This window comes from Bacillus sp. LR--39 (assembly GCF_053613335.1).
The window spans coordinates 213,152-225,511 of the sequence record NZ_JBSIOT010000002.1 but is presented as its reverse complement, the minus strand read 5'-3'; the positions used below and the strand labels follow the sequence as shown (position 1 = coordinate 225,511).

The 12,360-nt window shown below is 43.3% G+C and carries 10 protein-coding genes; 3 read left to right on the top strand and 7 right to left on the bottom strand.

The features are described 5' to 3' along the window. Nucleotides 1-203: 203 nt before the first annotated feature. Entirely contained in the window at nt 204-920 is a 717-nt protein-coding gene (locus tag ACWHAR_RS10830) for a LytR/AlgR family response regulator transcription factor (RefSeq protein ID WP_032875666.1), read from the bottom strand. Between the two features lie 252 nt (nt 921-1,172). Between ACWHAR_RS10830 and ACWHAR_RS10825 the strand changes: the two genes are divergently transcribed. Next, complete coding sequence (locus tag ACWHAR_RS10825) at nt 1,173-1,382, top strand: response regulator transcription factor (RefSeq protein WP_017418609.1); 210 nt, start codon at nt 1,173-1,175, stop codon at nt 1,380-1,382. Nucleotides 1,383-1,496: 114 nt separating this feature from the next. On the opposite strand, the gene ACWHAR_RS10820 is transcribed toward ACWHAR_RS10825, so the two are convergent. Then, a complete protein-coding gene (locus ACWHAR_RS10820; RefSeq protein WP_017418608.1) occupies nt 1,497-2,393 on the bottom strand; it encodes an ABC transporter ATP-binding protein in 897 nt (298 codons plus the stop codon). A 246-nt stretch (nt 2,394-2,639) separates the two neighbouring features. On the opposite strand from ACWHAR_RS10820, the gene ACWHAR_RS10815 reads away from it, so the two are divergent. After that, on the top strand, nt 2,640-3,143 hold the full coding sequence (locus ACWHAR_RS10815; protein ID WP_322975840.1) for a hypothetical protein: 504 nt from the start codon (nt 2,640-2,642) through the stop codon (nt 3,141-3,143). A 599-nt stretch (nt 3,144-3,742) separates the two neighbouring features. Here the strand turns inward: ACWHAR_RS10815 and ACWHAR_RS10810 are convergent. From ACWHAR_RS10810 to ACWHAR_RS10790, 5 genes are all read right to left on the bottom strand, one after another. Beyond that, nucleotides 3,743-4,573: an NAD(P)H-hydrate dehydratase gene (locus ACWHAR_RS10810; protein ID WP_032875660.1), complete on the bottom strand. Its 831-nt coding sequence runs from the start codon at nt 4,571-4,573 to the stop codon at nt 3,743-3,745. Between the two features lie 90 nt (nt 4,574-4,663). Further along, complete coding sequence (gene cydC, locus ACWHAR_RS10805; RefSeq protein ID WP_032875657.1) at nt 4,664-6,394, bottom strand: thiol reductant ABC exporter subunit CydC; 1,731 nt, start codon at nt 6,392-6,394, stop codon at nt 4,664-4,666. Next, a complete protein-coding gene (cydD, locus tag ACWHAR_RS10800) occupies nt 6,391-8,094 on the bottom strand; it encodes a thiol reductant ABC exporter subunit CydD (protein ID WP_032875654.1) in 1,704 nt (567 codons plus the stop codon). Before cydD ends, cydC begins: the two co-directional genes overlap by 4 nt. Beyond that, a complete protein-coding gene (cydB, locus tag ACWHAR_RS10795; RefSeq protein ID WP_007614694.1) occupies nt 8,094-9,110 on the bottom strand; it encodes a cytochrome d ubiquinol oxidase subunit II in 1,017 nt (338 codons plus the stop codon). Before cydB ends, cydD begins: the two co-directional genes overlap by 1 nt. Beyond that, nucleotides 9,094-10,500: a cytochrome ubiquinol oxidase subunit I gene (locus ACWHAR_RS10790; protein ID WP_007614697.1), complete on the bottom strand. Its 1,407-nt coding sequence runs from the start codon at nt 10,498-10,500 to the stop codon at nt 9,094-9,096. Before ACWHAR_RS10790 ends, cydB begins: the two co-directional genes overlap by 17 nt. Before the next feature lie 502 nt (nt 10,501-11,002). Here ACWHAR_RS10790 and ACWHAR_RS10785 point away from each other — a divergent pair. Next, nucleotides 11,003-12,346, top strand: a complete 1,344-nt coding sequence (locus ACWHAR_RS10785; RefSeq protein WP_032875651.1) for a 2-hydroxycarboxylate transporter family protein — start codon at nt 11,003-11,005, stop codon at nt 12,344-12,346. Nucleotides 12,347-12,360 lie beyond the last annotated feature (14 nt).

Sequence of the window (12,360 nt, the reverse complement as noted above, 5' to 3'; positions counted from 1 at the left end):
AAAAATGAGAAAAAGACAACTTTAGAGAAAATTAGTTTGGGCTTCTCTATTATCTGTGTAATATTTCTTTTGTTGAAATTCACCGGTATTCTAAATACCATTATTGATTTTTTTAAATAATAATTTTCAAAACTGCTGTCCAGACTTTAACAAACAATTCCATCTAATCTATAGATGGAATTGTTTGTTAATGAAGCGCTATATCAATCAAATAACATATCTTTTAATATTTTATATTTATTCCGACTAAGTGATAAAATTTCATCTGTATCTTTAAGTTTAAGATTATATGATTTCATATAATTATCAGGTTTTATTTCTTCTATTTTTTTAAAGGGTACTATATAGGACTGATGTATTCTGAAAAAACCATAACTCTGAAGTTTAATTTCTAAATCATTCAAACTTTCCTTACTATCAATAATTTCCTCATTTACTAAATGAATTTTCGTATTGTCTTTTTTTTTCTCAATATAATTTATATCTTCTATATCAATGAACTTTGATAATCCCTTATTTTTTATCACTATTTTTTTACTTTTATAAAAATTAAAGGCATGACTCATAATTCTTTTTACAGTTTGATTTAAACGAAATACATTAATTGGTTTAACCAAATAATCTTCCGGATAATACTTATAAGCTCTAATTCCAAACTCAATGTAGGAACTTATGAATATTATTTTCACATTCGGATAATTAATCGTTAGAAACTCTGCAACTTCAAAACCATAAGTATTTGAAATACTCAGGTCTAAGATGGCAATATCAAATTTATTTGTGTTAATTTCCTTCAGCAGCTCTTCTGCTCTTGTAGTAGCAAAAACCAACTCTAATTCAGATATACTGTTTACTAAATTGACTAATCTATACAAATCGGATATATCGCTTTCTAAAATCATTACTTTTAATTTATTCATATTAAAATCACACTTTCAAACATACTTTTACAAAGAAACAACACAAGGATCTTTTGTACTAGGTTCTTTCAATATTTAGAAAGTCAGTACCCAAAAAGGTGAAGATGTTACTTTATAACTAGGTTTCCCTTACCTTTTCATGACACAATAATTAATAAAAACAACAAATTAAATAGGTTTAGGTACCTAAAACCTCTGATTGGCAAAAAATTCCCGTTAATTTGTTATAATATATTCAAAAAGGAGATTGTGATGGCAAACAGAACAAATAATATATCTGAAATTGAACAAGAAATAATTAAGTTAATTGCATGTGAGATGCCCAATAAACAAATTGCAGATAAACTAAATTATTCTCAAAGGATGATCGAGTATTATATAGCTCGGATATCCAAGAAACTAAATGCGCAGACCAGAGTGGGGATTATTGTTAAAGCTTTCAAACAAAAACTCCTGATATAAATTTAATTTTTCATTATATAAAGAAATTTTTTTGTTAGTCCCTTATTATAAAAAATTATTGTTGCAACCTGGAAAGTAACCCCCGCTTTTATAAAAACGGGGGACTTATTTTAATTATCCCATGAATATTTCCTCAAGGCTTGGCTCTTCAACTATTACTCTATATATATCGATATTCCTTTCAGTTAATATCCTAATAATAGCTGGAATTTTGTCTTCAGAACTTACAGAAAGTGAGAATTCATTCTTCTTAATGAAAATATCGGATCCAAAGTTGCCCACTGCATCTTTAATATCATTAAGATTTTCTTCTTTTACAGAGTGTTTAAATTTCACTTTAATATTAGATGTATATTGCTTTTTCAACTCAATTAAAGTACCTTCATTGAAGATACTTCCTTTTTTCATAATAGCAATCTTTGAACAGATTTTTTCAATTTCGTTTAAATTGTGAGATGTCATAAAAATAGTTTTACCTTCTTCTTGTAAGCTTACGATTAAACTTTGAAGAAGTAATGCAGATTCTGCATCAACCCCTGATGTAGGTTCATCCAAGAAAATTAAGTCAGGATCATGTACAATTGATTGCGCAATTCCAAGTTTCTTTTTCATCCCGAATGAGTACTTACCTACTTTTTTATTTGCATCTTTGATCAATCCTACTCTTTCCAAAACATTCTCACATTGGGGAGTTGAAATTTTTCTTCCATTAATTTTTGAGAAATACTTTAGATGGTCAACAGCTGACATAGAGTCATACAAAGTAGAATAGTCCGGAAGTACACCTATACGATTTTTGATTTTGTCAAGGGATTCTTCATTAAGCAATTTAAAACTTCCAGAGGTCGGTCGAATTATTCCCGTAATCATGTTTATAAAGGTTGATTTTCCGGCTCCATTTCTCCCCAAGAATCCATATATCTCCCCACGTTCTACCTGAAGACTGACTTTATTGACTACAGTTTTTGAACCATACACTTTAGTTAGATCATTAATTTCGATAGCGGTCATTACAAATCTCTCCTTTTAAATAGAACTATTGCGACATATAATATGATGGTGGCGTAAACAAGATTTATTAAAATAAAGTATCCGCCTAAATATGAGTAATAAAAAGGTGTAAGATACTTAAACCAACTAATCCAACCATTCGATGAGAAGAGAGCCCACAGACTTATCGCAGGAAAAACCAAAGAAAATATAATACTAAAAAACATTGATACTCCGGGTTTTGGAATAACCACAGAAAAAAGTATCGTGAAAGATATTCCAACAGTTATAAACGTCATACATTCCGCGACACCTGACCAAAAAAATTCTTTTGATACAAAAGAGATTAATATGTATGAGGCTATAATACAAAACAGCCAAAATAGCCATATTCCAAAAAATTTCCCCAACAAAATTTTCAATCTTGATGATTTAGTTACTAAAAACCGCATAGTCCTCATATTAATTTCTCTATTTATAATATCGTGTGATAGCCCTGAAATTAATAAAAGACCGATAAGAAACACAATACTAAATATCCCCATCGCATATCCATTTGAATCCAATCCTAAATCTTCGATTTTAGAAACACTCTCCATTAAATCAGCAACTAAATACGAAACTGCAAATAGAATTGCTATCGTTATAATGGATTTCACGCTCTTAAACAGACTTTTAAATTCTTTAAAACAAATGGTCCACACCATTATCACTCCTTTTAATAAATATTTACTTATATATAGTATTATAGGTGAATTATTTACACAATAATTAATCACTTTAATATTCCCTTAAATATTAAAAATTACCTATTATGATTTAAATTAAGTTGATATAATCTTTATATTTAGCAAAAATATAACCACCTCTTATTGCTGATATTATGTAGCAACAATGTGTAAATTGGTGTAATCCCAATAATAGGATCTCTAGGTAAAGAATATATTCAGTCATGTCTGGTCTGACACAGTAACCTTAAAGTATAGCTTATATATATTTGTGTATCTTGTTCGTTCGTTCTTCTTGTGTATTCATGCTTTTTGCTACTCACTTTTAAAATACGCGGATCAGTGAATAAGACACGGCTGCACACCATATCATGCATAGATTAAATAAAAACGACACCAAAAATTTTTTAGGGTAGTTGTATGTGTAAAACGGGTCATCTCTTCCCGCTACAGTGATTCCAAAAGGATGGTTGATATCTAGTTAATTTCTTTTTCAAGCAGACCTGCGAAACATGAGAAAGTCACCATCTTTTGAAATCTATCTTTTTTATTTTATCGGATTAGAATGAATACTCAAAAATAATTGCTGTTAAAGTTTTTCCGCAACCGAAAAGACGCCTTCCCTATGAAGACGCCTTTTCTTTATTCATATTCCTTCCATACACGCGGCAGCAGTTCAGAAAGTTCGTGCGCCAATAAGGTATGGGCGGAGCGCTCTTTCGTCCATAATTCCGCACATTCGCCGTGAAGGCGGACGGCGTTCAATACGGCATGTTTCGGGTCTTGATGACAGCACAGCATGCCGAGAATCATTCCCGTCAGCGTGTCGCCGGTCCCCCCTTTTGCAAGCGCGCCGTTTCCGGTTGTATTTCTGCGGCATTCCCCGTCGGGAAAAGCGATAATGGTTTCGTTTCCTTTCAGGACAATCGTGGCGTGAAGCCGCTCCGCCCATTCCGCGGCATATCCCGCTCTGTTCTGCTGAATCTCTTGAATCGGAAGGCCTGTCATTCTGGAAAATTCGCCGGGATGAGGCGTCAAGATCACAGGGGCTTTCCTCTTTGGATAGGTTCTTTTCGTAATGGCGCCCGCGTCCAGTATGACGGGATAATCGGCAGAAAGCAGCTGATCAGCCGCCTGCTGCACTTCGTCTGTTTGGGGAAGGCCCGGCCCGATGGCAGCGGCCCGGATGGTTTCCCCGGGCTGGCCCGCCGCGGCTTTTTTCCAGCCGTCACGCCAGTACGTCGCTTCCGGCAGCACCGGGACGATAAGCGGGATGACGCCTGCCGATGTACCGATGACGAGCTTGCCGACACCGCTTCTCATCGCGCCCAATCCGGCCAGAAGGGCGGCTCCCGGCATGTCATCGCTCCCGGCCAGCAATAACGCCGTCCCGAACGTTCCTTTATGGCTGTCTGCCTCCCGCTTCGGCAGCGTATCTTTCACATCCTGTTCCGTCCAATCCATTATATTCATCTCTGTACCTCCTCTTCTGTCTCCTATTTATATTCCAAACAAGAAGAGATTTTAAACCGCACAAAAAAACAGCCGCTCGTTTGCGGCTGTTTATGTTCTGATCGGAACATCAAGACGGTAAAGCTTCCGGTACCGTTCGTTTTCTGCAAGCAGCTCTTGATGGGTTCCTTCCATTTCTGCTTTTCCATTTTCTAAAAAGACGATTTTATCAGCTGTTTCCACACCAGCTAAATGGTGTGTAATCCAGAGGATCGTTTTCTCTTTAAAGACATCAAAAATCGTATCAAGCAATTCGCGTTCAGTGACCGCATCAAGGCCGACCGTCGGTTCATCAAGGATAATGACCGGCGTGTCTTGGAGAAGAATACGGGCAAGCGCGATCCGCTGCCGTTCCCCGCCTGAGAAACGAATCCCCGTCTCCTGCACGGACGTTTCATATCCGTCAGGCAGTGATTCAATATAATCATGCAGCTTCACTTGCCGCGCCGCACGCTTAACATCTTCATCACTCGCCTTGCCGTTTCCGAGCCGGATATTGTTCATAATGCTCGTGTTAAAGAGATGAGGTTTCTGATTCAAAACGGCCACCGCTGAGGAAATCTGCTCCCGCACGGCCGCAGTTTCCAGCCCGTTCAGCATCACTTTGCCCGAATCGGGAACTAAGGCGCCTTCAATTAAAGCGAGAGAGGTCGACTTACCGGAGCCGCTCCTGCCGAGCAGCGCCATTTTTTCACCTTGGCGGAGAGTGAAGGAAAAACGGTCAAGCACATGACTGTGCTGATCATAAGAAAACGTCACGTTATCAAATGTAAGTGTCACATCCGATACATCCAGTTTCTCATCCGTCTGCTTCACCTCACCACTTCGCAGCTCCGGAGCCGCCTTACTCATTCTTTTGATGGAATCCTGATAAGAAGGCACTTCCGTCAGCGCATCCGAAAGGGGCAGAAACGCCTCCGTCAATGGAAATACGACAAGCACAAAGGCCGCGATCATCGTGTTGGCGATGCTGCCGTCCGCATACTGACCCGCCGTCCAGAACAGCATGATCAATATGAAGCCGCCGACAAGACATTGCGCGGCGAGATCACGCCATCTCGTAAACCGCTGACGTTTGCTTTCAAGGTCAAACCACGCCTTCTCTTTCTCTTCATATGAGGAAATAAAGGCCGCCTGGCGTCCCGAGAACATCCAGTCGCTCACGCCGAGCACGGCATCTGTCAGCCGGCTGTAGAGCGTATTCCGGCCGCTTTTCAGCCTCATGTTTTTCGCTCTCGTCACAAGAAGCGACACAACCGGAAACAATACAACCAATATAAACAGGTAAATCGCCGCAAAAGCGGCAAACGGCCAGGAAAAAAAGCCGAGTCCGATAACGGAGGCCGCATACAGCAGCAAAGCGGAAACCGCCGGGAAAATCGTTTTTAAAAACGCATCCTGCAAATGCTCAATATCCTCAGCCAAAATGCCGAGCATGTCGCCCGTCCGAAAACGGGATGAAAGCATGAGCGAGGCCGGCTCCAGCATATTGTAAAGCCGCACCCTCATGTCGGACACGATTTTCAAAATGATATGGTGCCCCGTCAGACGCTCGGCGTACCGTGAGACCGAACGGGCAATCCCGAAGGTCCGCACGGCCACAATCGGAACGTACACCAGCAGGATATTCTCAGGCCTGGTCGCCGACTTAGAGATCAAAAAACCGGAAGTGAACATGAGAAAGGCCGCCGAAAAAATCGTCACCGCGCCTAAAAAAATCACAAGAACAAACAAACGGGCATTTTGCTTCATATACGGCAGAATCCATTCTTCTTTTCTCATGTTCTTTCCCCCAGTTGCGCCTTTACAAGTTTGGCGTATACGCCTTGTTTCGCCATCAATTCGTCGTGGGTGCCGATTTCCGCCACCGCGCCGTCATCAAGCACGATAATTTCGTCCATCTCAAGCATCCAGTGAAGACGGTGAGTGGCCAGAAAGACAAGTTTGTTTTCAAACAGGTCTTTCATCGTTTCTTTTATTTCATATTCTGTTTCAATATCAAGGTGAGCGGTCGGCTCATCCAAAAGGAGAATCGGACGGTTTCCTAAAAAGGCTCTGGCCAGCGCGACACGCTGAGCCTGCCCTCCGCTGAGCGCCCGTCCGCCCTCGCCGATCCGGCCGTCAAGACCGCCGGGCAGATCACGGATCAGTTCGGAAAGACCCCCCGAAGCAGCGGCCTGCGCCGTTTCCTCACGGGAAGCATCAGGATGATAAAACCGGATATTATTCAAAAGCGTGTCATCAAAAATGTACGGGTGCTGCGGAATATAGAGCAGCTGCTTCTGCCAGCCGTCCGACTGCAGATGCGAGCGGGATTCACCGTTTACCTTGATCTCACCGGACGCAGGCTCTAAAAAGCCGCCCAGCACATCAATGAGTGTCGATTTTCCCGCACCGCTTTCCCCGATAATTCCGATTTTCTTCTTCCCTTTAAAGGACAAATGAAATTCAGACATCGATTCTCGGACGGACAAACGCGTAAGCTGTAATTCATCCCCGTCAGTCCACGTATCAAGTTCGAGCGGCTTTTCTTCTTTAAAACCGGGCTGCGCCAAAATCGCTTGAATGGTTTTCCCCGCCTCCTGCCCGTTTAACGTCGCGTGGTAATCATTCCCCACTTCGCGGACCGGGAGAAAATATTCAGGCGCGAGAATGAGCGCGGTCAATGCCGGCCCGAGCAGAATTTGTCCGTCTATCAGCCGCAAGCCGAGAAACACCGCCACTGTCGCCACCGACAGCATCGTAAAGAAATCCAGGGCGAATGATGATAAAAACGCGACCCGAAGCGTGCTCATCGTCGCCTTGCGGTATCTCTCACTGACATGAAAGATGTTTTTACTGTGTGATTTGCTTAATCCTAAAAACCGCAATGTCTCCAGTCCGCGGAGCGAATCCACGAAATGATTGGAAAGCGTCTGATAGGACTTCCATTGGCGATCGGCTTTTTTCTGTGCCACAAGTCCGAGCAGAATCATAAATACAATCAAAATCGGAAGCGCAAGAATCAGAATCAATGCCGATGTTTTATCCTGAAAAAACACGTAAATAACAACGGCCGCCGGCACAATCGCCATGCTGACCATTTTCGGCAGAAACAGCTCTAAATAACGGCGGAACTGGCTGATGCCTTCCATCGCCAGCGTCACCATCCGGCCCGTCCCCTCTTTTTTCGCAAAGCGGGGGCCGAGACGGAACAATTGCTCAAGAAATCTTTTTCTTAAGTCTGCGCCGGTTTGCGCGGCATATTGGTACACGATTTTCTGCCGGACCGTTGTCACCGCATGCCGGACCAAAAACGCAAGCAGGAAAAAGCCGATAACCGGATAAAGAGAAGCAATCCGCTTCCCGTTAAATAATCCGGTTACCGCCTGGCTCAGCCATTCCGCCTGCAAGATGATGGCGGCCGTTTGTATAATCGTTAATCCCGTAATGATCGCAAGAATCCGCTTCATTCCTTTATAAAGAAACAGGTCTTTTCCCATTAATAAGTCATAGGCTCCTTATGGCTGACGCGTTTCCGGAAGACATAATAGCTCCAGATCTGACTGCCGATGACAAACGGCAGCAGAGTCAGTGCGACAATTGTCATGACCTTAAGTGAATAATCACCGGAAGACGCGTTAGCTACTGTTAAGTCATACGCGCTTGTCAGCGAGCTGACCATGACGCGCGGGAACAGAGAGATAAAAATCATCGCAACTGTCAAAGCAAGACCCGCGCCGGTCATACCGAATGCCCAGCCGTCTTTTTTCTTGCTCATGAACACAACGGCAAGAACGTTGCAGATGACAATCAGCACGAATACCGGAATCGTGATGTTTGCCCGGCGTGTAAACATATCCGTATCGTATGCAGACATCGCAAAGAAAGCAAGTACAACAAGAAAGATAACACCGATTACGCGTTTTGCCATTTTTCTCGCACGCTCTTGTAAATCACCGATCGTGCGCAGGGTGATAAACATTAAACCGTGCAGGAATGAAAGAAGGGTGACGGCTGCTCCGCCAAGAACGGAATACACGTTCACAATATCTGAAAAACCTGCGTGAATGTTCATATGTCCGTCAATCGGCACACCGCGGAACAAGCTTGTGAAAATAAGTCCGAATACAAATGGCGGGATAAGGCTGCCGAAGAAAATCACCCAGTCCCATGTTTTGACCCATTTCAGATTATTCACTTGGCCGCGGAATTCAAATGCCACGCCGCGCCCCATCAAGGCAAGAAGAATGATGATAAACGGAATGTAATATCCGCTCAGCATCGTCGCATACCAGTTCGGGAATGCCGCGAAGATCGCTCCCGTACCTGTGATAAGCCACACCTCATTCGCATCCCAGAACGGGCCGATGGTGTTAACCAGCACTCTGCGTTCTAATTCATTATGGCCAAGAAATCGGGTCGAAATGCCGACACCGAAATCAAAACCCTCTAAAAAGAAAAATCCGACAAACAAAACTGAAACGAGTATAAACCAAAGATCATGAAGTGACCCCATGGTAGACCTCCTGACTGAACGGATCCGTTGACACAGGAACATCCTTATGATCATCATGGTCCGCACCTTTTTTAATTTCACGAACGAATAGGAAAACAAGCAGCGCGCCTAAAATCAAGTACATGACGCCGAAGCTGATAATTGAAAACAGCAGAGATCCCGTCGTTACGTTAGGAGAAACGGATTGTGCGGTCGTCAATTGTCCCATGACCGTCCACGGCTGGCGGCCGATTTCAGTCATAATCCAACCGGCAGAGTTCGCAATGAATGGAAATGCGATCAGTGCGATCATGCCCCGTAAATACCACTTGCTCGTATGAAGCTTTTTGCGGCGGTTCAGAATAAAGCCGGCAATCGCGGCAAAAATCATAAGCGCGCCCGCTCCCGCCATAATGCGGAAACTCCAGAACGTCGTTTTAACAGGCGGGATATAGTCGCCTTTTCCGTACGTTTTTTCGTATTCTTTTTGAAGTGTTTTCATCCCTTTCACACTGCCGCTGAACTTCTGGTAAGCCAAGTAGCTGAGTGCGTAAGGAATTGAAATTTCTGATGTGTTTTTTTCTTTATTCGTATCAATATTCGCAAAAGCCGTCCACGCGGCAGGATCACCGCTGTCATCCCAAAGCGCTTCACTGGCAGCCATTTTCATCGGCTGCGATTCCATTAAATGCTCAGCCTGCATATGTCCGCTGAACGCAACGCCGATACCGGCGATCAGACCGACAATCATCGAAAGCTTGAAAGATTTATGGAAGAAAGGCACTTCTTTTTTCTTCAATAATTTAAATGCGCTGACACCGGCGATAAAGAAAGCACCCGTCGCAAGCGCCCCGAAAATGACGTGAGGGAATTCAACCCAAAGCTGAGGGTTTGTCAGAAGCGCCCCGAAATCATTCATTTCCGCGCGGCCGTTTTTAATCGCAAAGCCGACCGGCTCCTGCATGAATGAGTTTGCCGTCAAAATCCAGAAAGATGACATAATCGTTCCGAAGGACACAAGCCAAATGCAAAGCAAATGCACTTTTTTAGATAAACGGTCCCAGCCGAAAATCCATAATCCGATAAAAATAGACTCCATAAAAAACGCCAAAAGCGCTTCAACCGCAAGCGGAGCACCAAATACGTCTCCGACAAAACGGGAATAATCAGACCAGTTCAATCCGAACTGGAATTCCTGAAGAATCCCTGTGACGACGCCGACAGCGAAGTTAATTAAAAAGAGATGCCCCCAAAATTTAGCCATTTTGAGATAGGTCTCTTGTTTTTTGACAACATAAAGCGTCTCCATCAAAGCAACCATAAACACAAGCCCGATAGACAAAGGCACAAACAAGAAGTGAAACAATGTTGTAGATGCAAATTGAATGCGGGCTAATACCAACTCACTCATGATGTTTTTCCTCCAATCTGGTAAATTGCTCAACATTTCACAAACATAGCGAAATCATTGCTCGGTATTTCACAAAAAATGATATATTTGCTCAATGTTTCACAAATTCGTCAAAACTATTGAAATATCAGCCTGTACACCCTGGGGGACAGCGGCTGTCATAGAAATGATTCAATATCATTACTTTACAACGATTCAGCCTAAAAAAAAAGATCAATATACCTAAAATAAGGCTGAAATTGTGACCGATTAATGTCGGATTTGTAGAGATTTTATGTCAGCACATAGGATATTTGTCCCTTTGATATCGTACCTCTTTTTTATTCGTGTGGCGAACAAAATGCTTTTCTCGGTGAAAAAGCCCGCCAAATTGCCATTTCGAGAAAGAAAATGTGAAGAAAACATGTCCTCTAGTAAATTCATAATATATGAACAATTTAAATTTTTTAGTAAACTTTAAATGGGGATATTTTTTCACTACATAACGACTGGGGGAACAAGCATGGGAGAACTTCAACCAAAATTGCAAACGGATTCAATCCAAAAACAGGAACGGACTGATAACTGGTTTGCCAGAGCAATGAATATAAGAATCGGCATTATTCCTCTTCCTATTTATATCCTGCTTTTTTTGCTTATTACGGTGTTTGTCATGAGCCGTGATGTAAAAAGCGACATTCTGACATCAATTGCCGTCATGAGTTTTTTCGGATTTACCTTCGGCCAGATCGGAAAATCCATTCCGATCGTGCGGTCCATCGGCGGCCCTGCGATTCTCGCAACCTTTATTCCATCCGCTGTCGTCTACTACCACTTGCTTCCGAAAGACATTATTACTTCAACAACAAAATTCACGGAAAGCTCCAACTTTCTCTATCTATTTATTGCCGGTATCGTCGTCGGCAGTATTCTCGGGATGAAAAGAGAGACGCTCGTCAAAGCTTTCGTCAAGATTTTTATTCCGCTGATCGCCGGCTCAATCGCGGCCGCCATCGTCGGCTTATGCGTCGGGACGCTGCTCGGGCTCGGCTTTCAGCACACGCTGCTTTATATTGTCGTTCCGATTATGGCGGGGGGTGTCGGTGAAGGCGCGATTCCTTTATCCATCGGCTACTCCGATATGATGCCGATGTCCCAGGGAGACGCCTTTGCGCTTGTGCTGCCGTCCATCATGCTCGGCAGCCTGTGCGCCATTATGTTATCGGGTTTGCTGAATGTCATCGGGAAACGCAAACCGGAATGGACGGGCAACGGGAAGGTTGATAAGTCTGATCATTCCGCTCCCGCATTGGAACAGCCTACCAATGATAAAACGTTTGATTTGTCCTTTTTCGCTTCGGGCGGTATTTTAGCGGTTTCCCTCTATTTGGTCGGCATGCTGGCGCATGATTTCTTTCAGCTTCCGGCTCCTGTCGTGATGCTCGTCCTTGCCGTTCTCATTAAGCTGTTCAGGCTGGCGCCGGCTTCGATTGAAAACGGAGCCTTCGGCGTCTCGCGCTTTTTCTCGACAGCCGTGACCTATCCGCTCTTATTTGCGATCGGCGTTTCAATGACACCGTGGGACAAGCTGATTGCGGCGTTTACGATCAGCAACATCATTACCATTTTATCAATCGTCGTCACGATGATGGCCGTCGGTTTTCTGACCGGAAAATGGCTGAATCTGTATCCGATTGAGACGGCGATTATTAATGCCTGCCATTCCGGCCAGGGCGGCACCGGCGACGTCGCGATCTTGAGCGCCGCTGAACGGCTTGAGCTGATGCCGTTCGCCCAAGTGTCGACCAGGATCGGCGGAGCGATTACCGTGAGTGTCACCCTTCTGCTGCTTCATCAATTCTATTAAACTGAAAAAAGCCT

Coding starts and splice junctions, on each gene's coding strand:
- ACWHAR_RS10830 (WP_032875666.1), bottom strand. CDS start 920: ATGAATAAATTAAAAGTAATGATTTTAGAAAGCGATATATCCGATTTG.
- ACWHAR_RS10825 (WP_017418609.1), top strand. CDS start 1,173: ATGGCAAACAGAACAAATAATATATCTGAAATTGAACAAGAAATAATT.
- ACWHAR_RS10820 (WP_017418608.1), bottom strand. CDS start 2,393: ATGACCGCTATCGAAATTAATGATCTAACTAAAGTGTATGGTTCAAAA.
- ACWHAR_RS10810 (WP_032875660.1), bottom strand. CDS start 4,573: ATGAATATAATGGATTGGACGGAACAGGATGTGAAAGATACGCTGCCG.
- cydC (WP_032875657.1), bottom strand. CDS start 6,394: ATGAGAAAAGAAGAATGGATTCTGCCGTATATGAAGCAAAATGCCCGT.
- cydD (WP_032875654.1), bottom strand. CDS start 8,094: ATGGGAAAAGACCTGTTTCTTTATAAAGGAATGAAGCGGATTCTTGCG.
- cydB (WP_007614694.1), bottom strand. CDS start 9,110: ATGGGGTCACTTCATGATCTTTGGTTTATACTCGTTTCAGTTTTGTTT.
- ACWHAR_RS10790 (WP_007614697.1), bottom strand. CDS start 10,500: ATGAGTGAGTTGGTATTAGCCCGCATTCAATTTGCATCTACAACATTG.
- ACWHAR_RS10785 (WP_032875651.1), top strand. CDS start 11,003: ATGGGAGAACTTCAACCAAAATTGCAAACGGATTCAATCCAAAAACAG.